Raw genomic sequence first — 22,825 nt, 5'->3', positions numbered from 1 at the left:
GCCACACCCTGGCGGGGCCTCGCCGTCGTTGTGCCGCGGCTGGCCTGAAGCCCCCGTATCCGACCGGGAACTTGATCGTTTCTTCTGTACGTGAAGAGGAGTCGATCTTGACCGGGTGGGCGGGGCTCGGCGGCCTGGGCATCGTCGTGACCCTGTGCCCGGTGGGCGGCGTGTCCGTCGCCGCGCACGTCGAGGCGCTGGGCGTCGCCCTGTCCGGGCAGGTGGAGGTCTGCCGCGAGGACCTGCCGGGCGCGGCCGCGGACATCGCCGTCGGCCCCGCGCCCGGACCCGCCGCGCACCGGGCCGCCCCGCCGCGCAGGGACCCGCCCCCGGCCACCCCACCGTCCCCCGACCGCCCCACGCCGGAACCGTCCCCCGAGCCGCCGCCCCGCGCCCGCCCCGCACCGCGCCCGGCCCCGGCCGCGCCCCGCGTCCGGGAACTCCTCATCCCCGTACGCCTGGAATCCGCACCGCCGCACCGACGGCCCGCGCCCGCGCCACCGCCCTCCTTCCCGGCCCCGCACTACCGCGGCGCCGGTGAACCGGAGCCCCCGGCCGGGCGTTCCGTGGTCACCACCACGATGGTCGTCACCACCCCGGCGGTCCTCGCCGCAGCCCTGCTGCGGCCGCGCTCGGGCTCCCGCTCGGGCGCCTCGTCCCGTTCCCGCTCCCACTCCGGAGGATCTTCGTGACGGAATGGCTCGTACTCGCCGTCGCCATGGCGCTGGCCTGCGCGGTCGTTCTGACCGTCACCGTGCTCAAGCACCGCCGTGTGCCCGAGGACGACGACACCAGTCAGACACCGGACGTCATCGAGTACATGGTGATGATGGTCGGCGTCGTGTACGCGATCGTCCTGGGGCTCGCCATCGCGGGCGTCTGGGAGGCGCGCGGCGCCGCCGAGGACGGCACACGCCAGGAGGCCCAGGCGCTGCACGAGATCAGCAGCCGCGCCAAGATCTACCCGGCCGCAGCGCAGGAGCGCATCCAGCAGGATGTGCGGCGCTACACCGAGCATGTGACGACCGTCGAGTGGCCGCGCATGATCGAGCGCCACGAACTCACCGAGCGGGGCACCGAACTCCTGGACACCCTGCGCGAGGACATCGCCGAACGGCCGCCCGCCAACGACCTGGAGGCACAGACGTACCAGCCGCTGCTCGACCAGGTGGCCGCCGCCGACGAGGCGCGCAGGACCCGAGCCGACAACGCGGAGGCGACGCTCCCCGGAGTGGTCTGGTTCGGCCTGGTCGCCGGGGCCCTCGTCACGGTCGGGCTGATCTTCACGCTGCAGATCAGACGCTCGGCACGGGAACTCCTGCTGGCCGGGACCTTCAGCGCCCTGATCGCCTTCCTGCTCTTCCTGGTCTGGAACTTCGACGCGCCGTTCGGCCGGTCCGCGACGGAATCGGCGAGCGCCTTCCAGGACCTGCTCAGCACGTAGGGAACCGGCCGGCAGGGAACCGGCCGCCGCGCGCCGCGCAGCCCGGCGCCGTCACACCACGGGATCCCGCGCCAGCAGGTCCCAGTGACGGTCCGCCGGGGCGCGCAGCGCCCGCCACGTCCGTACGAACGACCGCGTCGCGGCGAGCCCCGGCCAGCCGCGCGGCAGCAGCGCGGCGGGCAGCCGGGGATCCCGCTCGAACGTGCCGCGCCAGGCGTGCACGAGCCGCGTCCGCAGCACGAACGCCTCCTCGTCCGTACCGGCCCGCACCCCCTCGAACCGCCCGAGGAACTCCTCGTGGACGGCGCGCACCGCCGCCAGGTCCCAGGCGCCCGCGACCAGTTCACCGTCCCGCTCGGCACGGCATGTCAGCCACGTCGCGTACGAGGCGAGCCCCTGTTCCCGCAGCAGCTCCTTGAGCGCGGCCACGCCGCCCGCGTCCGCCGCGACCCACACACCCCGGTCCAGCGGCCCGAAGCCCTCGAAGGCCAGCTGCTGCGCCAGCAGGGCGTGGCCCAGTGCGGGCCCGCGGAGCAGCAGTTGCTGCCACTCGCCGTGCCATGGGGTCTCCTCGACCGCGCGCTCCAGCCGGTGCGTCCACGCCGTGAGCAGCGCGACGAGGCGCGGCTCCAGGACGAGGACGGTGCGGCGCCCCACCGGCTCCGTACGCAGCCAGCCCTCCTGCACGAGCCGGGTCGGCGCACGCCGGGCCGCCGCCTCGCCGATCCCGCAGGCACCGAGCGCGCCGACCACGGCACGGGAGGGCACGCGCGTGGCGCCCGCGTACCGCACGTACTCGCCGAGGACGGTCAGCAGCAGTGTCCGCGCGCTGGGCGAGCCGTCCGCGCGGCGGCGGGTGCGTGGCGCCTCCAACGATCCCTCGCCTCCTGTGTGTTGACCTCTTAAGGGCCCCGGTATAGGACGTGGGACACAAAACCGCGACTGCCCGAGCTTATGTCCGACGTCCTTCCCGGTGAAAGGCGTACGCATGGATCACCAGGGCCCCACCCGCCTGCTGCCCACCCGCTTCGGCACCTTCCTCGCGCCCTACCACGGCCTCGACGGCAGCCCCGCGCTCCAGCTCCGCCGCGACCTCGACCTGGTGCGCCACCTCGACACCCTCGGCTTCGACGAGGCGTGGATCGGCGAGCACCACTCCGCCGGATACGAGACGATCGCGTCGCCGGAGGTCTTCATCGCCGCGGCGGCCGAGCACACCCGCCGCATCCGGCTCGGCACCGGTGTGAACTCCCTGCCGTACCACCACCCCCTGATCCTCGCGGACCGCATCCGGCAGCTCGACCACCAGACCATGGGACGCGTGATGCTGGGCGCGGGCCCGGGGCAGCTCGCCTCCGACGCCTTCATGATGGGCATCGACCCGCTGCGCCAGCGCGCCATGATGGCCGAGGCCCTGGAGGCGGTCGTACGGCTGCTGCGCGGGGAGACCGTCACGATGCGCACGGACTGGTTCGAACTGGCGGAGGCCAGGCTCCAGCTGGGCCCCTTCCACCCCGACGGCACCGAACTCGCGGTCGCGTCGACCGTCTCGCCGTCCGGTTCCGTGCAGGCGGGCCGGCACGGCATCGGGCTGCTCTCCCTCGCGGCGGCCGACCCCGCGGGGCTCGCCGCGCTGAACGGCAACTGGTCCGCGTACGAGAAGTCCTGCGCCGAGCACGGCCACACCGCGGACCGCGAGGCCTGGCGTCTCGTGGTGCCCATGCACCTGGCGGAGACGGCGGCCGAGGCCCGCGCCCAGGCCGCGTACGGCGTGCTGCACCTGGTCCGCTACATCGAGGGCCTTTCGGACACGACCCTGCCGTGGGGACGCACGGCGGAGGACGCGATCGAGCGCTGGACCGGCGAGGGCTTCCCCGTCTTCGGCGTCGCGACCATCGGCACCCCGGCGGACGCCGTCGCCCGCATCGAGGCCCTGGCCGAGGCATCGGGCGGCTTCGGCACGCTGCTCCTGCTCGACCTGCCGACCGGCACACCGGAGGCGAAGCGGCGCAGCTACGAACTCTTCGCGGAGTACGTCGTGCCGCACTGCACCGGGGCGAACCGCGGCCGCGAGACGTCCATGGCATGGGCCCGCGCGAACAGCGAGCGCTTCCTGGGCGCGATGCGCGCCGCCGTCGAGGCCGCCATCGGGGACGCGCGATGAGGGCGGCGGTGCTGCGCGCGGGACACTTCGTCGAGGACGAGGTCCCCGAGCCGCCGTCCCCCGGCCCCGGCCAGGTCGTCGCCCAGACCCTGGCCACCGGTGTCTGCGGCTCCGACCTCTCCGCGGCCCGGCACACCGAGGACTTCCTGGCGGCCTCCCGCGACTCCGGCACCGGGTCCTTCCTCTTCGACCCGGACGCCGACCTGGTCATGGGCCATGAGCTCTGCGCCCGGGTGCTGAGCCCGGGGGAGTGGCAGGGCAAGGTCGTCGTCGGCCTCCCCTGGGCCCTTGACGCGACGGGCACGCTGCGCACGATCGGTTACTCCACGGTGTTCCCCGGCGGCTTCGGCGAGCGCGTGACGCTCCAGGAGGCCGCCCTCGTCGAGGTCCCCGGCCATGTGCCGCCCCGCGTCGCCGCCCTCACCGAACCGCTCGCCGTCGGCTTCGGCAACGTCGCCCGCGCGGCGCAGGACCCCGGCACGGGCGCCGTCGTCATCGGCGCGGGCCCCATCGGCCTCGGCGCCACGGCGGCCCTCGTGGAGCGTGGCGTGGCCCCCGTCGTCGTATCGGAGCCGTCCCCGCGCCGCAGGGAGCTCGCGGCCCGCTTCGGGGCGCACACGGTCCTCGACCCGGCGGTGCGCGACCCCTTCGACGCCTGGCGGGAGGCGAGCGGATCCGGCCGGTCACCGACCGTGTACGAGTGCTCGGGCAGGCCCGGCATGCTGAACACGATCCTGCACCGCGCCCCGCGCTCCACCCGGGTCATGCTGATCGGCGCCTGCATGACGGAGGACGTCTTCCGCCCCGTGGTCGGCATCTACAAGGACATCACGGTGACCATGTGCATGGCGTACCCGCCGGAGGAGTTCGCCCGCACCCTGGACCGGATCGCGGACGGCAGGGTGGACGCGGCGGCCCTGATCACGGGCGAGGTGGGCTTCGGGGACGTCGACGCGGCGATGGCGGCACTGGCTCACCCCGACGACCACGTGAAGGTGCTGGTGCGGCCATGATCAGCCCGTCCGGCGTTTGAGGACGAGCCCGAAGGGCGATTCACGGCACGCAAAGGGGGCCCGAACCATCAGGTTCAGGCCCCCAGAGCAACGTACAAAAGGCTAGGGCAGCTGCGCCGCCCGGGCCTCGCGACGGTTGTCACGGAAGTTGTTGACCCGTCGAGCCGTGGCGAAGAGGGGGATCACCGCGCCGAGGACGAGCTGGAGCGCGCAGCCGGTCTGCAGGAGCAGCTGGCCGCCGGGGGCGTCGAACGCCCAGGCCGCGAGCAGCCCCATGGCCGAGACGATCCACGCGAGCATCGCCACCGCGAGGGGACCGCGTGGCTTCGGGTACTCGACGCGGCTGACCATCAGCCAGGCCGTGCCGATGATCGCGAGGAGCGTCGCCACGAAGGGCAGCTCCAGGAGCACGATCGAGACGACCGTGAGCGCGCCGAACGGCGACGGCATGCCCTGGAAGGTGCCGTCGGGCACCGTCACGCAGGAGAATCTCGCAAGCCGCAGCACCACCGCCAGCAACACCACGATGGCGCCCACCGCCGCGACCCGCTCATGCGCGTCTCTCGCGACCATGCCGTACACGAGCACGAAGTACGCCGGTGCCAGGCCGAAGCTGATCAGGTCGGAGAGGTTGTCCAGCTCCGCCCCCATCGGCGAGGACCTCAGCTTGCGGGCCACGAGACCGTCGAACAGGTCGAAGACCGCCGCGCACAGCATCAGTATCACCGCGGTGGCGGCGCTGTTGCGGGCCATCCCCGACTGGTCGCCCGAGAGGTGCGGGATGAGGATGCCGGTGGTGGTGAAGTACACCGCCATGAATCCGCACGTGGCGTTGCCGAGTGTGAGGGTGTCCGCTATCGACAGCCTCAAGGAGAGGGGCATCTCCTCGTCGGCCTCGTCCTCCGCGGCCTCGGGCACCCAGCCCGCTTGGGTCTCTGGATCAACCACGGTCAATGCGAGTCACCCCAGCCACGGTCTTCTGACCGACCTCGACGTCCACCTCGACACCCTCGGGGAGGTAGATGTCGACGCGTGAGCCGAAGCGGATCAGGCCGATCCGCTCGCCCTGCTCCACCTTCGAGCCCTGCGGCACGTACGGCACGATGCGCCGCGCGACCGCACCCGCGATCTGGATCATCTCGATGTCGCCGAGCTCGGTGTCGAAGTGCCAGACAACGCGCTCGTTGTTCTCGCTCTCCTTGTTGAACGCCGGGACGAACCCGCCGGGGATGTGCTCCACGGACGTCACCGTGCCCGCCAGGGGCGCGCGGTTGACGTGGACGTTCAGCGGGCTCATGAAGATGGCGACGCGGGTGCGCCCGTCCTTCCACGGCATGATGCTCTGCACCACGCCGTCGGCGGGCGAGATGACCCGGCCCTGAGCGATCTCTCGCTCGGGGTCGCGGAAGAACCACAGCATGCCCGCCGCCAGCGCGGTGGCGGGTACGGCGACGGCCGCGGCGCCCTTGGAGCGGCGCGCGCGGGCGAGGCTGAGTGCCGCGGTGGCGACGGTCGGCAGGAGCCACGGCGATGCTCCGCGAGCAAGGCGTCCCTTAAGAATGCCGTCGCGTGGTGCAGAGGTTTGGCTGTGGGGCATGGATGACCTTCGTAGCGGATGATGCCGCGCAGTGAATGGGGGACGGCGGCTTTCTCCGGATGCTATCGGTTGCGAGCCACAACTGGGCAAGCCAGGAAGCCGAGTCGACGGCCGAAGAGTGTTGACAGGGTGTGATCTTCTTCGCGAAGAAAACACCCCAAACCGGGCATCTAGCCCTGGAATCGATACTCTTCGAGCAGTCGACGACCAATGATCATTTTCTGGATCTCGGCGGTACCTTCACCGATCAGCAGCATCGGGGCCTCCCGGTAGAGGCGCTCGATCTCGTACTCCTTCGAGAAGCCGTAACCGCCGTGAATCCGGAACGCGTCCTCCACGACTTCCTTGCAGTACTCGGAGGCGAGGTACTTCGCCATCCCTGCTTCGAGGTCGTTTCGTTCCCCGGAGTCCTTTTTGCGTGCTGCATTGACCATCATCGCATGGGCGGCCTCGACCTTGGTAGCCATCTCCGCCAGCTTGAACTGAATCGCCTGGTGCTGGGCGATCGGCTTGCCAAAAGTGTGACGTTGCTGGGCATATGAGACGCCGAGCTCAAAAGCACGCTGAGCGACTCCGCAGCCACGCGCCGCGACATTGACGCGGCCGACTTCGACGCCGTCCATCATTTGGTAAAACCCTCGGCCGGTGACTCCGCCGAGCACGCGATTGGCCGGAATACGTAGTCCGTCCATGATGAGTTCGGTCGTGTCGACGCCCTTGTAACCCATCTTGTCGATCTTGCCGGGGATGGTGAGGCCGGGGCGGACCTCACCGAAACCGGGCTCCTTCTCGACAAGGAACGTGGTCATCGACTTGTGGGGCGCCGTGCCCTCAGGGTGTCCTTCGTCACTTCGGCACAGGACGGCCACCAAAGTGGATGTGCCGCCGTTCGTCAACCACATCTTCTGGCCGTTGAGGACATACTCGTCCCCGTCCTTGACGCCCTTCGACGTGATCGCCGACACATCGGAGCCAAGTCCCGGCTCCGACATGGAGAAGGCGCCGCGCACCTCGCCGGCCGCCATGCGCGGCAGGAAGGTCTCCTTCTGCTCCTGCGTGCCGTGCTGCTTGAGCATGTAGGCGACGATGAAGTGGGTGTTGATGATGCCGGAGACCGACATCCAGCCGCGCGCTATCTCCTCGACGCACAGCGCGTAGGTGAGCAGCGACTCGCCCAGGCCGCCGTACTCCTCCGGGATCATGAGCCCGAACAGGCCCAACTCCTTGAGGCCGTCCACGATCTGCTGCGGGTACTCGTCGCGGTGCTCAAGGCCGGTCGCGACAGGGATGATCTCCTTGTCGACGAAGTCCCGCACCGTGGACAGGATCTCCTGCTGGACGTCGGTGAGACCGGCGGTCTGCGCGAGTCGGCTCATGGCTACTTCTCCTGGCTCTTGGCTGTGACATTCAAAGGCGTGGGGCGGCCGGGCTGCTCGCCGCCACGCTCCTTGATGTACGTCTCGGTGGGCACCATCACCTTGCGGCGGAACACGCAGACCAGCGTGCCGTCCTGCTTGTAGCCCTTGGTCTCCACGTAGACGATCCCGCGGTCGCTCCTGGACTTCGACGGCGTCTTGTCGAGGACGGTCGTCTCGCCGTAGATCGTGTCGCCGTGGAAGGTCGGCGCAACGTGCTTGAGCGACTCGACCTCCAGGTTGGCGATGGCCTTGCCGGAGACGTCGGGCACGGACATGCCGAGGAGCAGCGAGTAGATGTAGTTGCCCACGACGACGTTCTTCCCGAAGTCCGTCGTCTTCTCCGCATAGTTGGTGTCCATGTGGAGGGGGTGGTGGTTCATGGTGAGCAGACAGAAGAGGTGGTCGTCGTACTCGGTGACCGTTTTTCCGGGCCAGTGCTTGTACACGGCGCCGACTTCGAACTCTTCGTAGGTGCGGCCGAACTGCATGTGTCTTACGCCTCCGGGGCCTCGAACTTGGACGTGCGCTGCATGCCCGCCGCACGGCCCTTTCCGGAGATGACGAGCGCCATCTTCCGGCTCGCCTCGTCGATCATCTCGTCGCCGAGCATCGCCGAGCCCTTCTTGCCGCCCGCCTCGGACGTGCAGTACTCGTACGCGTCCAGGATCAGCTCGGCGTGGTCGAAGTCCTCCTGGGAGGGCGAGAAGACTTCGTTGGCCGCCTCGACCTGGCCGGGGTGCAGGACCCACTTGCCGTCGAAGCCGAGGGCCGCGGCGCGGTTCGCGACCTCGCGGTAGCCGTCGACGTTCTTGATCTGGAGGTAGGGGCCGTCGATCGCCTGGAGGTTGTTGGCGCGGGCGGCCATCAGGATCTTCATCAGGATGAAGTGGTAGGCGTCGGCCGGGTAGCCGGGCGGCTGCTCGCCGACGACCAGGGACTTCATGTTGATGGACGCCATGAAGTCGGCCGGGCCGAAGATGATCGTCTCGACGCGCTGGGATGCCTCGGCGATCGCGTTGACGTTGTTGAGGCCCTGCGCGTTCTCGATCTGCGCCTCGATGCCGATCTTGCCGACCTCGAAGCCCATCGTCTTCTCGATCTGGGTGAGCAGCAGGTCGAGCGCGACGATCTGGTCGGCCGTCTGGACCTTCGGCAGCATGATGCAGTCGAGGTTCTGGCCCGCGCCCTCGACGACCGTGACGACGTCGCGGTACGTCCACTCGGTGGTCCAGTCGTTGACGCGCACGACCCGCGTCTTGCCCGTCCAGTCGCCCTCGTTGAGGAACTTCACGATGGTGTGCCGGGCCTCCGGCTTGGCGAGCGGCGCGCAGGCGTCCTCCAGGTCCAGGAAGACCTGGTCGGCCGGGAGGCCCTGGGCCTTCTCCAGGAAGCGGGGGTTGCTTCCGGGCACCGCGAGACACGAACGGCGAGGGCGAAGGCGGTTGATGGGCGCAGTCATGCGGGGACCTCCAGAGGGTCGAGGTTGTTCGCTTTCCGGATCTCGTCGACGATACGGCCGATGATCTCCGTGATGCCGAAGTCCTTGGGGGTGAAGACGGCGGCCACACCCGCACGCCTCAGATCCTCGGCATCGGCGTTGGGGATGATGCCACCGACGATCACGGGGACGTCGGTGGCGCCCGCCTCACGCATCCGCGCGAGGACGTCGGGCACCAGCTCGGCGTGCGACCCGGAGAGGATCGACAGGCCGACGCAGTGCACGTCCTCGGCGAGCGCGGCGGACACGATCTGTTCCGGGGTGAGCCGGATGCCTTGGTAGACCACCTCGAACCCGGCGTCGCGGGCGCGCACGGCGATCTGCTCGGCGCCGTTGGAGTGGCCGTCGAGGCCCGGCTTGCCGACGAGCAGCCGGAGCTTGCCGCCGAGCTCGTCGCCGGTGCGGGCGACCTTGCGGCGGACCTCGGCCAGGGGTGTGCCCTCCTCCGCGGCCACCGCGACCGGCGCCGACGAGACGCCGGTGGGGGCACGGAACTCGCCGAACACCTCGCGCAGGGCCTCTGACCACTCGCCGGTGGTGACCCCGGCGCGGGCGCATTCGAGGGTGGCCTCCATGAGGTTCTCCGTACCCGCGGCCGCCTCCTTGAGGCGGTCGAGGGCCTGCTGGGTGGTCGGGAAGTGGAACGGGTCGCCCATGCCCTGCCGGTCGGAGGACTCCTGACGCGTGGTGCGCCAGTCGCCGATGGCCCGCACGACCTTCGCCTCGACGGCGTGGTCCACCGTCATGATCGCGGTGTCCAGGTCGGCGGTGAGCGGGTTCGGCTCGGTCGACTCGAAGATGTTGACGCCGATGATCTTCTCGTCGCCCGCCTCGATCCTGGCCCGGCGTTCGGCGTGCGAGGAGACGAGCTGGGACTTGAGGTAGCCCGACTCGACGGCGGCCATCGCGCCGCCCATCTCCTGGATCCGGTCCATCTCGGCGAGCGACTCGGCGACCAGCTCGTCGACCTTCTTCTCGATGACATGCGAGCCCGCGAAGATGTCCTCGTACTCCAAGAGGTCGCTCTCGTGCGCGAGGACCTGCTGGATGCGTAGGGACCACTGCTGGTCCCAGGGGCGGGGCAGGCCCAACGCCTCGTTCCAGGCGGGAAGTTGCACGGCACGCGCGCGTGCGTCCTTGGAGAGCGTGACGGCCAGCATTTCGAGGACGATGCGCTGGACGTTGTTCTCCGGCTGGGCCTCGGTCAGACCCAGGGAGTTGACCTGCACGCCGTAGCGGAACCGGCGCTGCTTCGGGTTCTCGATGCCGTACCGCTCGCGCGTGACCTGATCCCAGATCCGCCCGAACGCCCGCATCTTGCACATCTCCTCGATGAAGCGGACACCCGCGTTCACAAAGAAGGAGATGCGGGCCACGACGTCCCCGAACTTCTCCTCGGGGACCTGCCCTGAGTCGCGTACGGCATCGAGAACCGCGACGGCGGTGGACATCGCGTACGCGATCTCCTGGACCGGCGTGGCCCCCGCCTCCTGGAGGTGGTAGCTGCAGATGTTGATGGGGTTCCACTTGGGGATGTTCGCCACCGTGTACGTGATCATGTCGGTGGTGAGCCGCAGGGAGGGCCCCGGCGGGAAGACGTGCGTCCCGCGCGAGAGGTACTCCTTGACGATGTCGTTCTGCGTCGTCCCCTGGAGCTGGGTGATGTCCGCGCCCTGCTCCTCCGCGACCACCTGATAGAGCGCCAGGAGCCACATGGCGGTGGCGTTGATCGTCATCGAGGTGTTCATCTGCTCCAGGGGGATGTCCTGGAACAGGCGCCGCATGTCACCGAGGTGCGAGACCGGGACACCGACCCGGCCGACCTCGCCGCGGGCGAGGATGTGGTCGGGGTCGTAGCCGGTCTGCGTGGGCAGGTCGAACGCGACCGAGAGGCCCGTCTGCCCCTTGGCGAGGTTGCGCCGGTACAGCTCGTTGGACGCTTCCGCCGTGGAATGACCGGCGTACGTCCGCATGAGCCACGGCCGGTCCTTCTGACGCTCTGTCATGCTCCGCTGCTCCTAGCTGGGTTCAGACGTTGCGGAAACGGTTGATGGCGTCGATGTGCCGGGCCCGCATCTCCGGGTCGCGCACGCCCAGGCCCTCCTTGGGGGCGAGGGCGAGCACGCCGACCTTGCCCTGGTGGAGGTTGCGGTGGACGTCGTACGCCGCCTGGCCGGTGTCCTCCAGGGAGTACACCTTGGAGAGCGTCGGGTGGATCTTGCCCTTGGCGATCAGGCGGTTGGCCTCCCACGCCTCGCGGTAGTTGGCGAAGTGGGAGCCGATGATGCGCTTGAGGGACATCCACAGGTAGCGGTTGTCGTACTCGTGGTTGTAGCCCGACGTCGAGGCGCAGGTGACGATCGTGCCGCCCTTGCGCGTGACGTACACGGAGGCGCCGAAGGTCTCGCGGCCCGGGTGCTCGAAGACGATGTCCACGTCCTCGCCGCCGGTGAGTTCACGGATGCGCTTGCCGAAGCGCTTCCACTCCTTGGGGTCCTGGTGGTGCTCGTCCTTCCAGAACGTGTAGCCCTCGGCGCTGCGGTCGATGATCGCCTCGGCGCCCATCGCGCGGCAGATGTCCGCCTTCTGCTCGCTGGAGACGACACAGATGGGGTTGGCGCCGCCCGCGAGCGCGAACTGCGTTGCGTACGAGCCGAGTCCGCCGCTCGCGCCCCAGATCAGGACGTTGTCGCCCTGCTTCATCCCGGCGCCGTTGCGGGACACCAGCTGACGGTACGCGGTGGAGTTGACCAGGCCGGGGGACGCGGCCTCCTCCCAGCTGAGGTGGTCCGGCTTCGGCATCAGCTGGTTGGACTTGACGAGCGCGATCTCGGCGAGGCCGCCGAAGTTGGTCTCGAAGCCCCAGATGCGCTGCTCGGGGTCGAGCATCGTGTCGTTGTGGCCGTCGCTCGACTCCAACTCCACGCTCAGGCAGTGCGCGACGACCTCGTCGCCCGGGTGCCAGGCGTTCACGCCGGGTCCGGTGCGCAGCACGACGCCCGCGAGGTCGGAGCCGATGACGTGGTACGGCAGGTCGTGCCGCTTGGTGAGCTCGCTGACCTTGCCGTACCGCTCCAGGAAGCCGAAGGTCGAGAGCGGCTCGAAGATCGAAGTCCACACGGAGTTGTAGTTGACCGAGGAGGCCATGACGGCCACCAGGGCCTCGCCCGGGCCGAGTTCGGGGATCGGCACGTCGTCCAGGTGGAGGGACTTGCGGGGGTCCTTGTCGCGGGTGTCCAGGCCCGTGAACATCTCCGTCTCGTCCTTGTGCACGGTGATCGCGCGGTACGAGTCGGGCAGGGGGAGAGCGGCGAAGTCGGCGGACGATGCGTCCTGCGACTGAATCGCGTCCAGGATTTCCTTCACGGTTTTGCCTCCGGCGAAGCAGCGCCCTGCGGGAGCGCTGTCTTGAGGGTTACGTCGGGGTGCTGGTCGTGCGGTGGAGGTGTGCCGTCGGTTCGGCGAAGGGTGGTGCTCGGCGACGCCTTGGTGGGGCGTGGGAGGTGCCTGTGACGCAGGCGTCCGGGCGCACAAGCCGTGGCTTGAGGGGACAGCCGGCGTACGGAAGATCTCTGCACGCCGGCCGCCCGGACAACATCAACGTATGACACCGCGTGCCAAGGGGCAAGACACTGAGTGCCATGAGTTTTTGACCGATGATCGATCAGTGCAGGTCAGAGGGGGTGCGAGCGCGCCAGAGGGGGCGCTACCGGTGGGTAGCGCCCCCTCAAAACCCAAGGACGAATCGGTCGAAAAACGGACTAAGAGGCTCGCTCCCGCAGGGCCTTCTCGATGGTCCGCATGACCTCGTCCAGCGGTGCGTCCGTGCGGGCCACCGTCACCAGAACCTCGCCCTGCGCGGACACCGTCGCCGGGGTCGCGGCGGGCAGGGTGTCACGGCCCGCGCCGATGCCCGTGCCGAACGTCCGCCGCACGATCGCGAACGCGTGGTCCAGATGGGTCTCCACGTCGCCCTGGCCGCCCGCCCGCAGCCAGCGGCGCAGGACGTGGTTGTGGGCCGTGACGACCGCGGAGGCGGCGACCTCGGCGAGCAGCGGATCGTCGTTGCCGTCGTGGTGCGCCTGCTCGTCGAAGTGGCCCAGGAGATAGCGCGTGAAGAGCCGTTCGTAGCGGGCCACGGAGGCGATCTCGCGCTCGCGGAGCGTGGGCACCTCACGGGTCAGGCGGTAGCGCTCCACGGAGACCGCGGGCGAGGCCGCGTACATCTTCATGACCTCCTTGATGCCGCGGCACACGGTGTCCAGCGGGTGCTCGTGCGGCGGCGCCGCGTTCAGCACCGCCTCCGCGCGGATCAGGGTGTCGTCGTGGTCGGGGAAGATCGCCTCTTCCTTGGAGCGGAAGTGCCGGAAGAAGGTCCGGCGGGCGACGCCCGCGGCGGCGGCGATCTCGTCGACCGTCGTCGCCTCGTACCCCTTGGACGCGAAGAGCTCCATGGCCGCCGCAGCCAGCTCCCTGCGCATCTTGAGGCGTTGGGCGGCGGCACGGCTGCCCGCGGCGCTCTCCGGAGCGTCGGGGGAGGCGTTGCGTGAGGACTTGGCGGCCTTGGACATGCCACGAACGTACTGCATATGCGCAGCACGGTGCTCGTGTGGGAGGGGGCCGCCCGAGGGTTCGAGCAGCCCGCCCCAGTCCGTCCGCGCGCCCAGGCGGCCCTCGGCCGGCTCAGCGCCGGGCATATTCGCGGAAGCCACGGCCCGTCTTGCGGCCGAGGCAGCCCGCGGCCACCAGGTGTTCGAGGAGCGGCGCGGGCGCGAGGCCCGGGTCGCGGAACTCATGGTGCAGGACCTTCTCGATGGCGAGCGAGACGTCCAGGCCGACCACGTCGAGGAGCTCGAAGGGGCCCATGGGATAGCCGCCGCCGAGCTTCATCGCGGCGTCGATGTCGTCGAGCGAGGCGTAGTGCTCCTGGACCATCTTCACCGCGTTGTTCAGGTACGGGAAGAGCAGCGCGTTCACGATGAAGCCCGCGCGGTCGCCGCAGTCCACCGGGTGCTTGCGGATCGCCGTGCAGACCTCGCGGACCGTGGCGTGCACGTCGTCCGCGGTCAGCACGGTGCGGACCACCTCGACGAGCTTCATCGCCGGGGCCGGGTTGAAGAAGTGCATGCCGATCACGTCGCGCGGGCGCGAGGTGGCGCGGGCGCAGGCCACCACCGGCAGCGAGGACGTCGTGGTGGCCAGGATCGCGCCCGGCTTGCAGACCTTGTCGAGCGTCGCGAACAGCTGCTGCTTGACCTCCAGGTCCTCGGCGACGGCCTCAAGAGCCAGATCGACATCGGCGAACGCCTCGTACGCATCGGCCGGAGTGATCCGCTCCAGGGTCTCCGCCGCGGACTCGGCGGTCAGCCGCCCCTTCTCGACGGAGCGCGAAAGGGACGTGGCGATACGGGACTTGGCGAGCTGCGCCTTCTCCTCGCTGCGGGCGGCGAGCACCACGTCGTAGCCCGCCTTGGCGAAGACCTCGGCGATGCCGGACGCCATCGTGCCCGAGCCCGCGACGCCGACCGCGCGGACGGCCCGGCCCGGGGCGCGCCGCTCGTCCTCCAGCGGGGTCAGTGCGCCGCGCACCACCTGTGTGCTGCCCGGCTCCTCGTACGTGTAGAAGCCGCGGCCCGACTTGCGTCCCGTCAGGCCCGCCTCGCTGAGCTGCTTGAGGATCGGCGCGGGGGCGTGCAGACGGTCGTGCGACTCGGCGTACATGGCGTCGAGGACGGTGCGGGCGGTGTCCACGCCGATCAGGTCGAGCAGCGCGAGCGGGCCCATCGGAAGCCCGCAGCCCAGCTTCATCGCGGCGTCGATGTCCTCGCGGGACGCGTACTTCGCCTCGTACATCGCGGCCGCCTGGTTGAGGTAGCCGAAGAGCAGCCCGTCGGCGACGAAACCGGGCCGGTCGCCCACCGCGACGGGCTCCTTGCCCAGGGCGTACGCCAGGTCGGTGACCGCGGCGACGGCGGCGGGCGCGGTCAGCACCGACGAGACGACCTCGACGAGCTTCATCGCGGGCGCCGGGTTGAAGAAGTGCAGGCCCAACACGCGCTCGGGGCGGGCCGATTCGGCGGCGAGCCGGGTCACGGACAGCGCGTTGGTGCCGGTCGCGATGATCGTCTCCGGGCGCACGACGGCGTCGAGCTCGCGGACGATCTGCTGCTTGATCTCGTACGACTCCGGGGCGACCTCGATCACCAGATCGGCGTCGGCCGCGGCCTGCAGATCGGTGAACGTGCGGAAGCGGGCGAGGATGCCGTGCCGCTCCTCCTCGGTGAGGCGCTCGCGCCGCACCGCGCGGGCCGTGGCGGACTCCAGGGCCGCCACCGCGCGGGTGGCCGCGGCCTGGCTGATGTCGATGCCGATGACCTCGCGGCCCGCCCGGGTCAGGACCTCGGCGATGCCGGTGCCCATCGTGCCCAGACCGATGACGGCGACGGTGTTCAGGGGAGCGTCCATGCGTGGACTCCAGGAAGAGAGTGACGACTGAGGGGCGCACGCGGACACGGCAACTGCCGTACGGCGTGCGGAAAGTGGTGCGTGTCGTGTCCGGGCGGCGAAGAGGGCGCGCCCGGTGAGGAGCCGACCGGCTCTGTCCCGGAGCCACGTCGTACAAGGTGGTGCTTGCGGTACGCGAAGTACCGAACCGACAGTCACTCACGGCGGCTGCGTCACCAGGCCACCGTGAGAAAGGGAACTGCTACGGGGAGTGTGCCCCGCTCACATGAGATTAACCGGCGAGTAACGAGCGCGCCAGCCCTCGGTCTCTGTGATCTACGTCGCCGCGGGGGAAGTCGCCATGGGGCATCGCCGGTTAGGCTCGCGGCCATGGATGAGGAGTTGCGGACGGTGACGGAACGTTTACGCGCCGAGGCCGGGGGCTCGAAGGAGTACGAGAGGCTGGTCGCCACCGGTGACCTCGACGAGCTCGCGGAGGTGCTCGTCTCGCCGGGACAGCCCTTGTGGGCGCGGGAGTTGGCGGCGGTCAGGCTCGGTGTCGCCGGTGACCGCAGGGCCTTCGAGTCGCTCGTGCTGCTCCTCAACCACCGGGACGCACCGCGCTGCGCGGCGGCGGCGCACGCCCTGGCCAGGCTCGGCGACCCCCGCACGGCCCGCGCGGCGGCCGCCCTCGCGACGAACGAACTCCGCGTCGCCTACGCCCTCCACCCGGTGCGCCTGCTCACCGAGTTGCGCGCCCCCGAGTCGGCGCCCGCGCTGATCACCACGCTGCAGCGGCGGCTCGCCCCGCACGACCCGTACGGGAAGATCGCGCTCGCCTGCGTGGAGGGCCTCGGCGCCCTGGGCGACGGCCGGGCCAGGCCGGTCCTCATGGCGGCGCGGACGAATCCCCGGCTTGCGGCCGCGGCGTCGGCGGCGCTGGCACGGCTGCCGGAGTGAGGAGGCGGCCGGGGCGGCGGCGGTGACAGTGGCCGATGCGGCGGCAGCGGTGACCGGAGGGGGCGGGCTCAGGTGAGGTCGCGGTGGTAGCGGATCTCGGGCACGGACCGGTCGCCCGCCGTCCGGGGATCGAGGGCGCCATCCCGCACGAAGCCCGCGCACTCGCAGAAGCGGCGTGCGCGGGTGTTGACCCCGAGGACCCACAGGCGCAGCCGGGAGTGGCCCGCGGCCGTGCAGCGCCGCAGGCACTCACGGAGCAGCGCCCGGCCCACGCCCGTGGAGTGCTGCTCCGGGTGCACGTACAGCGCGTACAACTCGGCCTCGCCGGGCGGCACATCGGGGTCGCGCGCCGGGCCGAAGGAGGTCCAGCCGACGGTGCGCCCCGCGCGCTCGGCGACCAGGTCCACTCGCCTGGCACCGCCCCGCGCCGGCCTGCCGGAGGCCCGCGCGAGCCGCTCGCGCAGCCGGGCCGTGACCTCGTCGACGCTGAGCGCGTCGAGGAACGACCGGGGCATCAGCCCGGCGTACGCCGACTGCCAGCCGAGGACGCGCAGTTCGGCGACAGCCGCGCAGTCGGCATCGGCCATCGCCCGTATCAGCACGTCCGAGTCCCGTATCGGCACGTCTGGCACCTATTCGGCCACCACCGCGAACGCCTCGATCTCCATCAGGAACTCGGGGGCGATCAGCGACCCCACCTGCACCGCCGAGGACGCCGGGAGGCGCTCGGGGTCCAGGAAGGCGTCCCGGGCCGCGCGGACCGCCGACATGTGCGCCATGTCCGTCACGAAGTACGTCAGCTTCACGACGTCGTCGAACGTGGCGCCCGCCGAGGCGAGGCAGCGCCGCAGGTTCTCGAAGACCTGCCGGGCCTGCGCGGCCGCGTCGTCCTTGCCGACCAGGGCGCCGCCCTCGTCCAGGGCCAACTGGCCCGATACCGCTATGAATCGGCCCGAACCCATCACGACATGGGTGTAGGCGGTGGCGGGGGCGACGCCTTCGGGGGCGCTGATGCGGGTCAGTCGGTTCATGCCCCCATGGTGGACCACGGCACTGACAACGCCCCGCGCCCGCCGCCCGCATGGGCCGCGTGCCCGCCGCCCGACCTGCCCTTCCCCTTGCCCAGCGGCTTCGGCTCCGGCGTCGCGGCGCACACCGCGTCGATCTCGCCGCCGCTGGAGGGCACCTTGCCGGAGGCCAGATAGGCCGCCAAGTACCGGTCCAGGCAGGCGTTCCCGCTCAGGGTGATGCCGTGGTTGCCGCCGCCCTGCTCGACCACGAGGCGGGAGCCGTGCAGCTTGCGGTGGAGGATGACGGCTCCGTCGTACGGGGTGGCCGCGTCGTCGGTCGCCTGGAACATCAGGACCGGCGGCAGCGACGCGTTGGACACGTCGGGCGGGGTCAGGGAGTGCGTCGGCCAGAATGCGCACGGGGCGTTGTACCAGGCGTTGTTCCAGGTGAAGAACGGCGCCTTCGCGTGCACCGCGCGGTTGTCGGCGCGCCAGGTGTCCCAGTCGCGCGGCCACCGCGCGTCCCTGCACTGCACCGCCGCGTAGACGCTGTAGCCGTTCTCCCCTGCGGAGTCGACCGCGCCGAAGCTCTCGTACGCCTTGATGAGCGGGCCGGTGTCCTTGTGCTTCGCGTACGCCGCGAACGCCTCGGCCAGGTGCGGCCAGAAGCCGTTGAAGTAGCCGCCGGGCAGGAAGGTGTCCTCCAGTTCGGCGGGGCCCACCTTCTTGCCCGCGGGCTTCTTCGCGAGCGCGTCCCGCATCGCGTACCACGCGGCCTCGACGGCGGCGGGGGCCTTGCCGAGTCCGTACGCCTTGTCGTGCCGGGCGATCCAGGCCATCAGGGCCTTGTGGCGGGCGTCGAAGGCGTAGTCCTGCTTGAGGTTGTCCTCGTACCAGACGCCCGTCGGGTCGACCATGGAGTCGAGTGCCATGCGGCGCACGCGGTGCGGATAGAGCTTTCCGTAGACGGCGCCCAGGTAGGTGCCGTACGAGTAGCCGAAGTAGGTGATGCGCTCCGTGCCGAGTGCGCCGCGGATGGCGTCCATGTCCTTGGCCGTGCTCACCGTGTCGATGAACGGCAGCAGATCCGTGTACTTCGCCGAGCACGCGTGCGCGAACGCCCGCGCCCTGGCGAGCTGGGCGCGCTCCAGAGTGTGGGTGCCGGGGACGGACGCGGGCCGTACGGGGGCGAAGTGCCCCGGGCGGCAGTTCAGTGCGGGCCTGCTCCTGCCGACGCCGCGCGGGTCGAAGCCGATGACGTCGTACTGCGCGGCCACCTTCTTCGGCAGCGTGGCGGCGACCGACCCGGCCATGCTCAGACCACTGCCGCCGGGCCCGCCGGGGTTGACCAGGAGCGGGCCCTGGAACGTCTTCGCCGTGTGCCGGACGCGGGACAGGGCGAGGGTGATCTTCCTGTCGTGCGGCCTTGCGTGGTCGAGCGGCACCTCCAACGACGCGCACTGGAGCGTCGGATGGTCCTTGGTGGCGCACTTCTTCCAGGTGAGCGAGGTGTGTGCGGCGGTCGACGGAGGACCGGACGCGCTCGCCGAAGGCGGCACCGCCGCGACCATCCCTGCCACCGCTGCGGCGATCGCGCAGAGCGCGACGGCGCGTTTCCTCATCCGGCCTCCCAGGAACGACGGGATCCGGCCGTGCCCACCACGGCCCCCGACGCATGGTCCCGAAAGCCCCGTCCGGAAGGGGTGGTTCAGCTCGGCCATGACCCGAAAGGGGCAAGGCCGTGCTCAGGCGCCGCGGTGGTGTCCGCTCCCCGCGCGGCTCACAGCAGGGTGAGCTGGGTGGGTCCGGCGACGGGCGAGGGCTGCTCGGGGACGCGGATCCGGCGTGCCGCTCCCGCGCGCGTGGGGCCTATCCCGAACTCCTCGGCCAGTTCGTGCACATGACGGGTGATGCGGCGCTGATACCACTTCGGGGCGTAGGCGCCCTCCGCGTACAGCCGCTCGTACCGGCGCACCAGATGCGGATGGTGCCGCCCGACCCACTCCATGAACCACTCGCGGGCCCCCGGCCGCAGATGCAGCACCAGAGGCGTCACGGAGGTCGCCCCGGACGCGGCGATGGCCCGCACGGTGGCCCGCAGCTGGTCGGGGTGGTCGCCGAGGAAGGGGATGACCGGCGCCATCAGGACCCCGCAGTCGATGCCGTGTTCGGTCAGGGTGCGTACGACGTCGAGGCGGCGCTCCGGAGCGGGCGTGCCCGGCTCGACGGTGCGCCACAGCTCGTGGTCGGTGAAGCCGACGGACACGGAGATGCCGACGTCGGTCACGGCGGCCGCCTGCCGCAGCAGATCGAGGTCCCGCAGGATCAGCGTGCCCTTGGTGAGGATCGAGAAGGGGTTGCCCTGGTCGCGCAGCGCCTCGATGATCCCCGGCATCAGGCGGTAGCGGCCCTCCGCGCGCTGGTAGCAGTCCACGTTCGTGCCCATGGCGATGTGGTCGCCGTGCCAGCGGGGCGAGGCGAGGTGGCGGCGCAGCAGCTCGGCGGCGTTGACCTTGACGACGATCTGGCTGTCGAAGCCGATGCCGGTGTCCAGGTCGAGATAGCTGTGGGTCTTGCGGGCGAAGCAGTAGACGCACGCGTGCGTGCACCCCCGGTACGGATTGACCGTCCACTCGAAGGGCATGCGGGACGCCCCGGGCACCCGGTTCACGATCGATCTGGCCCGGATCTCGTGGAACGTGATCCCCCGGAACTCCGGGGTGTCGAAGGTCCGGGTCGTCACCGCGTCCGCGCCGAACAGCGCGGCGTCCGTGGTGCCCTGACGCGGCCCGTCGGAGAGATTCTCCCAGCGCATGACGCCTCCTCGGTAGCACTGACCACAGAATAGAACAGATGTTCCCTTGATCGTGGAACGGTGCCCGCTGCGCATGCGGCGGGCGTGTCGAGCCCGCATGCTGAAGGTGACGGCTCGAACCAAGGAGGCCGACGATGTCCGTGATGGACAAGCTCAAGCAGATGCTCAAGGGCCACGAGGACCAGGCAGGCAAGGGCATCGACAAGGCCGGCGACTTCGTCGACGGCAAGACCGGGGGCAAATACAGCAGCCAGGTCGACACGGCCCAGGACAAACTCAAGGATCAGCTGGGCGGCGACCAGGACAAGCCGCCCGAGCAGTGACGCGGCGCCCATCGGACGGGCATCGAGGGCGGCGGCGCGACATCGCGCCGCCGCCCTGCTGTCCGTAGCGGCGTGCCGCGCGTCCGCCCCGCTGCCCGTGGCGGCCTGCCGCGCGTCCGTTCCCGCGGCCCGCCGCAGGTCCGCCCGCCGGCACGATGGATGATCGGCCCCATGTTCGTCGAGTTCCTGTCCCTCGCGGCCCTTGCCGTGGTCCTGGTCTGCGCGGTGGTCCGCCCCTTCCGCTGGCCGGAGGCCGCCTTCGCCGTACCGGCCGCCGGGGTCGTGATCCTGAGCGGGGCGATCCCGCTCGACGACGTGCGCGACGAGGCGGCCCGGCTCGGTCCGGTGGTCGGCTTCCTCGCGGGCGTCCTCGTGCTCGCCAAGCTCTGCGCCGACGAAGGGCTCTTCCATGCCTGCGGGACCTGGATGGCGCGCCGGGCCGCGGGACGTCCGCGCCGACTGCTCACCGCCGTCTTCGGACTCGCCTCGCTGATCACCGCGGCGCTCAGCCTGGACGCCACCGTGGTACTGCTGACCCCGGTCGTCTTCGCCACGGCCGCGCGCATGGGTGCCCGGCCGCGACCGCACGTCTACGCCAGCGCCCACCTGTCCAACACCGCGTCGCTCCTGCTGCCCGTGTCGAACCTGACGAACCTGCTCGCGTTCACCGCCACGGGGCTGAGCTTCACGCGCTTCGCGCTGCTCATGACGCTGCCCTGGCTGGTCGCCATCGCGGTCGAATACGCCGTCTTCCTGCGCTACTTCGCCGCCGACCTCGACGCACCCGCCGACGGCGCCGACGCCGCGGAGCCGCCGGAGATGCCGCTGTTCGCCCTGGTGACCGTCATCGCCACGCTCGCCGGGTTCGCCGTCGCCTCGGCCGTCGGCATCGACCCGGCCTGGGCCGCCGCGGCCGGGGCCACGGTCCTCGCCGTACGGGCCCTCGCACACCGTCGTACGACTCCGGTGGCGATCCTGCGCTCGGCCTCCCTGCCGTTCCTGGCCTTCGTCCTCGCGCTCGGCGTCGTCGTCAGGGCCGTCGTCGACAACGGCCTCGGCGACGCGCTCGGCCGGGTCCTGCCGGACGGCTCGTCGCTGCCCGCGCTGCTCGGCACCGCCGCCCTCGCCGCGCTGCTCGCCAATCTGATCAACAACCTGCCCGCCGTCCTCGCGTTGGTCCCGCTGGCGGCGCCGTCCGGACCCGGCGCCGTGCTCGCCGTCCTCATCGGCGTGAACATCGGCCCCAACCTCACCTACGCGGGATCCCTCGCCACGCTCCTGTGGCGGCGCATCGCGCACCAGCACGAACACCACGTCGAACTCAAGGAGTTCACCCGCCTGGGGCTGCTCACCACCCCCGCGGCGCTGGCCCTCTCGACCCTCGCGCTGTGGGGTTCGCTGCGGCTCATGCCGGGCTGAGGGCGCGGGGAGCAGGGGGACCCGATTTGGGAGGCCGGTACGCAGGGTGGTTGGCTTTCCGCGAACCCCCCGAGAAACACAAGTGCTGGAGGAAGTGCAATGGCGCAGGTCGAGGCGACCACGGAGCGGATCATCGCGGCACAGCCGGACGACGTCTTCGACGCACTGGCCGACTACAACGGCACGCGCGGAAAGATCCTTTCCGAGCACTTCAGCGAGTACGAGGTGCGCGAGGGCGGCGACGGCGAGGGCACCCTCGTCCACTGGAAGCTGCAGGCCACCAGCAAGCGGATCAGGGACTGTCTGCTGGAGGTCAGCGAGCCCAACGACGGCGAACTGGTCGAGAAGGACCGCAACTCCTCCATGGTCACCACCTGGACCGTGACCCCGGCCGGCGAGGGCACGTCCCGCGTGGTCGTCTCCAGCGTGTGGAACGGCGCGGGCGGCATCGGCGGCTTCTTCGAGAAGACCTTCGCGCCCAAGGGGCTCGGGCGGATCTACGACGCCGTGCTCGGCAAGCTCGCCGCCGAGGTGGAGAAGTAGCCCCAACTCCCGCGTGACCCATCAGGGTTGCCGCCCCGCTCACCGATTCGAGTGGTTTTCCATTCGGTCCCGTTGTACGCCGTAGGGCTCCGACCGGCGCATACGCCCGTGCGGCCGCACCGAAGGGCGACTCGTCGCGCTTGCTCACAGTTGTCGCGTAATGCGAGAAATGGGCGG

22 protein-coding genes are annotated in these 22,825 nt (G+C 70.6%); 8 read left to right on the top strand and 14 right to left on the bottom strand.

The genetic code is table 11. The features are described 5' to 3' along the window. Positions 1 to 107 precede the first annotated feature (107 nt). Complete coding sequence (locus tag ACFWZ2_RS13880) at positions 108 to 692, top strand: hypothetical protein (RefSeq protein ID WP_384545303.1); 585 nt, start codon at positions 108 to 110, stop codon at positions 690 to 692. Then, positions 689 to 1,444, top strand: coding sequence for a hypothetical protein (locus ACFWZ2_RS13875; protein WP_384545302.1), 756 nt, complete (start codon positions 689 to 691; stop codon positions 1,442 to 1,444). The genes ACFWZ2_RS13880 and ACFWZ2_RS13875 overlap by 4 nt, the downstream gene beginning before the upstream one ends. Before the next feature lie 51 nt (positions 1,445 to 1,495). Here ACFWZ2_RS13875 and ACFWZ2_RS13870 read toward each other — a convergent pair whose 3' ends face one another. Next, positions 1,496 to 2,317 carry a PaaX family transcriptional regulator C-terminal domain-containing protein gene (locus ACFWZ2_RS13870; RefSeq protein ID WP_384545301.1) on the bottom strand — a complete coding sequence of 274 codons (822 nt, stop codon included), beginning with the start codon at positions 2,315 to 2,317 and terminating at the stop codon, positions 1,496 to 1,498. A 115-nt stretch (positions 2,318 to 2,432) separates the two neighbouring features. Between ACFWZ2_RS13870 and ACFWZ2_RS13865 the strand changes: the two genes are divergently transcribed. Beyond that, positions 2,433 to 3,608, top strand: coding sequence for an LLM class flavin-dependent oxidoreductase (locus ACFWZ2_RS13865; RefSeq protein WP_384545300.1), 1,176 nt, complete (start codon positions 2,433 to 2,435; stop codon positions 3,606 to 3,608). Beyond that, on the top strand, positions 3,605 to 4,621 hold the full coding sequence (locus ACFWZ2_RS13860) for a zinc-binding dehydrogenase (protein WP_384545299.1): 1,017 nt from the start codon (positions 3,605 to 3,607) through the stop codon (positions 4,619 to 4,621). The genes ACFWZ2_RS13865 and ACFWZ2_RS13860 overlap by 4 nt, the downstream gene beginning before the upstream one ends. Before the next feature lie 102 nt (positions 4,622 to 4,723). Here ACFWZ2_RS13860 and pssA read toward each other — a convergent pair whose 3' ends face one another. From pssA to ACFWZ2_RS13815, 9 genes are all read right to left on the bottom strand, one after another. Then, on the bottom strand, positions 4,724 to 5,575 hold the full coding sequence (pssA, locus tag ACFWZ2_RS13855) for a CDP-diacylglycerol--serine O-phosphatidyltransferase (RefSeq protein WP_384545298.1): 852 nt from the start codon (positions 5,573 to 5,575) through the stop codon (positions 4,724 to 4,726). Beyond that, entirely contained in the window at positions 5,562 to 6,218 is a 657-nt protein-coding gene (locus ACFWZ2_RS13850) for a phosphatidylserine decarboxylase (RefSeq protein ID WP_384545297.1), read from the bottom strand. The genes pssA and ACFWZ2_RS13850 overlap by 14 nt, the downstream gene beginning before the upstream one ends. Before the next feature lie 170 nt (positions 6,219 to 6,388). After that, complete coding sequence (locus ACFWZ2_RS13845; protein WP_384545296.1) at positions 6,389 to 7,594, bottom strand: acyl-CoA dehydrogenase family protein; 1,206 nt, start codon at positions 7,592 to 7,594, stop codon at positions 6,389 to 6,391. Positions 7,595 to 7,596: 2 nt separating this feature from the next. Beyond that, the gene (locus ACFWZ2_RS13840) at positions 7,597 to 8,124 is read right to left on the bottom strand and encodes a MaoC family dehydratase (protein WP_384545295.1); all 528 of its coding nucleotides are present in this window, start codon (positions 8,122 to 8,124) and stop codon (positions 7,597 to 7,599) included. A gap of 5 nt (positions 8,125 to 8,129) precedes the next feature. Next, positions 8,130 to 9,095 carry an HpcH/HpaI aldolase/citrate lyase family protein gene (locus ACFWZ2_RS13835; RefSeq protein WP_384545294.1) on the bottom strand — a complete coding sequence of 322 codons (966 nt, stop codon included), beginning with the start codon at positions 9,093 to 9,095 and terminating at the stop codon, positions 8,130 to 8,132. Next, a complete protein-coding gene (locus ACFWZ2_RS13830) occupies positions 9,092 to 11,140 on the bottom strand; it encodes a protein meaA (RefSeq protein ID WP_384545293.1) in 2,049 nt (682 codons plus the stop codon). The genes ACFWZ2_RS13835 and ACFWZ2_RS13830 overlap by 4 nt, the downstream gene beginning before the upstream one ends. Positions 11,141 to 11,162: 22 nt before the next feature. Beyond that, positions 11,163 to 12,500 (bottom strand): crotonyl-CoA carboxylase/reductase, encoded by a 1,338-nt coding sequence (ccrA, locus tag ACFWZ2_RS13825; protein ID WP_384545292.1) that lies wholly within the window; start codon positions 12,498 to 12,500, stop codon positions 11,163 to 11,165. Positions 12,501 to 12,895: 395 nt separating this feature from the next. Beyond that, entirely contained in the window at positions 12,896 to 13,705 is an 810-nt protein-coding gene (locus ACFWZ2_RS13820) for a TetR family transcriptional regulator (protein WP_384545291.1), read from the bottom strand. Between the two features lie 112 nt (positions 13,706 to 13,817). Next, positions 13,818 to 15,599 (bottom strand): 3-hydroxyacyl-CoA dehydrogenase family protein, encoded by a 1,782-nt coding sequence (locus ACFWZ2_RS13815; protein WP_384545290.1) that lies wholly within the window; start codon positions 15,597 to 15,599, stop codon positions 13,818 to 13,820. A gap of 369 nt (positions 15,600 to 15,968) precedes the next feature. Here ACFWZ2_RS13815 and ACFWZ2_RS13810 point away from each other — a divergent pair, with 369 nt between their 5' ends. Further along, positions 15,969 to 16,538 carry an adenylosuccinate lyase gene (locus tag ACFWZ2_RS13810; protein WP_384545289.1) on the top strand — a complete coding sequence of 190 codons (570 nt, stop codon included), beginning with the start codon at positions 15,969 to 15,971 and terminating at the stop codon, positions 16,536 to 16,538. 68 nt (positions 16,539 to 16,606) lie between these two features. Here the strand turns inward: ACFWZ2_RS13810 and ACFWZ2_RS13805 are convergent, their stop codons facing one another. The 4 genes from ACFWZ2_RS13805 to ACFWZ2_RS13790 form a co-directional block, all read right to left on the bottom strand. Then, positions 16,607 to 17,161, bottom strand: a complete 555-nt coding sequence (locus ACFWZ2_RS13805) for a GNAT family N-acetyltransferase (RefSeq protein WP_384545288.1) — start codon at positions 17,159 to 17,161, stop codon at positions 16,607 to 16,609. 9 nt (positions 17,162 to 17,170) lie between these two features. Next, complete coding sequence (locus tag ACFWZ2_RS13800; RefSeq protein WP_384545287.1) at positions 17,171 to 17,569, bottom strand: RidA family protein; 399 nt, start codon at positions 17,567 to 17,569, stop codon at positions 17,171 to 17,173. Continuing rightward, complete coding sequence (locus tag ACFWZ2_RS13795; RefSeq protein WP_384545286.1) at positions 17,566 to 19,170, bottom strand: alpha/beta hydrolase; 1,605 nt, start codon at positions 19,168 to 19,170, stop codon at positions 17,566 to 17,568. The genes ACFWZ2_RS13800 and ACFWZ2_RS13795 overlap by 4 nt, the downstream gene beginning before the upstream one ends. A 158-nt stretch (positions 19,171 to 19,328) precedes the next feature. Next, positions 19,329 to 20,363 carry an Rv2578c family radical SAM protein gene (locus ACFWZ2_RS13790; protein ID WP_384545285.1) on the bottom strand — a complete coding sequence of 345 codons (1,035 nt, stop codon included), beginning with the start codon at positions 20,361 to 20,363 and terminating at the stop codon, positions 19,329 to 19,331. A 134-nt stretch (positions 20,364 to 20,497) separates the two neighbouring features. Between ACFWZ2_RS13790 and ACFWZ2_RS13785 the strand changes: the two genes are divergently transcribed. From ACFWZ2_RS13785 to ACFWZ2_RS13775, 3 genes are all read left to right on the top strand, one after another. Then, positions 20,498 to 20,686, top strand: coding sequence for an antitoxin (locus ACFWZ2_RS13785; RefSeq protein ID WP_384545284.1), 189 nt, complete (start codon positions 20,498 to 20,500; stop codon positions 20,684 to 20,686). Between the two features lie 171 nt (positions 20,687 to 20,857). After that, positions 20,858 to 22,105, top strand: a complete 1,248-nt coding sequence (locus ACFWZ2_RS13780; RefSeq protein WP_384545283.1) for an SLC13 family permease — start codon at positions 20,858 to 20,860, stop codon at positions 22,103 to 22,105. A 99-nt stretch (positions 22,106 to 22,204) separates the two neighbouring features. Beyond that, positions 22,205 to 22,648 carry an SRPBCC family protein gene (locus tag ACFWZ2_RS13775; RefSeq protein ID WP_384545282.1) on the top strand — a complete coding sequence of 148 codons (444 nt, stop codon included), beginning with the start codon at positions 22,205 to 22,207 and terminating at the stop codon, positions 22,646 to 22,648. The last annotated feature ends 177 nt before the right edge of the window (positions 22,649 to 22,825 follow it).

The organism is Streptomyces sp. NPDC059002 (assembly GCF_042740435.1).
GTDB lineage: Bacteria > Actinomycetota > Actinomycetes > Streptomycetales > Streptomycetaceae > Streptomyces.
The sequence above is the reverse complement of the archived record's forward strand: the minus strand, read 5'-3'. Positions and strand labels throughout refer to the sequence as shown.

What these genes read in the sequence shown, in the direction of transcription:
- ACFWZ2_RS13865 (WP_384545300.1), top strand. Translation starts at nt 2,433, where the DNA reads ATGGATCACCAGGGCCCCACCCGCCTGCTGCCCACCCGCTTCGGCACC.
- ACFWZ2_RS13860 (WP_384545299.1), top strand. Translation starts at nt 3,605, where the DNA reads ATGAGGGCGGCGGTGCTGCGCGCGGGACACTTCGTCGAGGACGAGGTC.
- ACFWZ2_RS13850 (WP_384545297.1), bottom strand. Translation starts at nt 6,218, where the DNA reads ATGCCCCACAGCCAAACCTCTGCACCACGCGACGGCATTCTTAAGGGA.
- ACFWZ2_RS13845 (WP_384545296.1), bottom strand. Translation starts at nt 7,594, where the DNA reads ATGAGCCGACTCGCGCAGACCGCCGGTCTCACCGACGTCCAGCAGGAG.
- ACFWZ2_RS13840 (WP_384545295.1), bottom strand. Translation starts at nt 8,124, where the DNA reads ATGCAGTTCGGCCGCACCTACGAAGAGTTCGAAGTCGGCGCCGTGTAC.
- ACFWZ2_RS13835 (WP_384545294.1), bottom strand. Translation starts at nt 9,095, where the DNA reads ATGACTGCGCCCATCAACCGCCTTCGCCCTCGCCGTTCGTGTCTCGCG.
- ACFWZ2_RS13830 (WP_384545293.1), bottom strand. Translation starts at nt 11,140, where the DNA reads ATGACAGAGCGTCAGAAGGACCGGCCGTGGCTCATGCGGACGTACGCC.
- ACFWZ2_RS13820 (WP_384545291.1), bottom strand. Translation starts at nt 13,705, where the DNA reads ATGTCCAAGGCCGCCAAGTCCTCACGCAACGCCTCCCCCGACGCTCCG.
- ACFWZ2_RS13815 (WP_384545290.1), bottom strand. Translation starts at nt 15,599, where the DNA reads ATGGACGCTCCCCTGAACACCGTCGCCGTCATCGGTCTGGGCACGATG.
- ACFWZ2_RS13810 (WP_384545289.1), top strand. Translation starts at nt 15,969, where the DNA reads ATGGATGAGGAGTTGCGGACGGTGACGGAACGTTTACGCGCCGAGGCC.
- ACFWZ2_RS13800 (WP_384545287.1), bottom strand. Translation starts at nt 17,569, where the DNA reads ATGAACCGACTGACCCGCATCAGCGCCCCCGAAGGCGTCGCCCCCGCC.
- ACFWZ2_RS13795 (WP_384545286.1), bottom strand. Translation starts at nt 19,170, where the DNA reads ATGAGGAAACGCGCCGTCGCGCTCTGCGCGATCGCCGCAGCGGTGGCA.
- ACFWZ2_RS13790 (WP_384545285.1), bottom strand. Translation starts at nt 20,363, where the DNA reads ATGCGCTGGGAGAATCTCTCCGACGGGCCGCGTCAGGGCACCACGGAC.
- ACFWZ2_RS13785 (WP_384545284.1), top strand. Translation starts at nt 20,498, where the DNA reads ATGTCCGTGATGGACAAGCTCAAGCAGATGCTCAAGGGCCACGAGGAC.
- ACFWZ2_RS13780 (WP_384545283.1), top strand. Translation starts at nt 20,858, where the DNA reads ATGTTCGTCGAGTTCCTGTCCCTCGCGGCCCTTGCCGTGGTCCTGGTC.
- ACFWZ2_RS13775 (WP_384545282.1), top strand. Translation starts at nt 22,205, where the DNA reads ATGGCGCAGGTCGAGGCGACCACGGAGCGGATCATCGCGGCACAGCCG.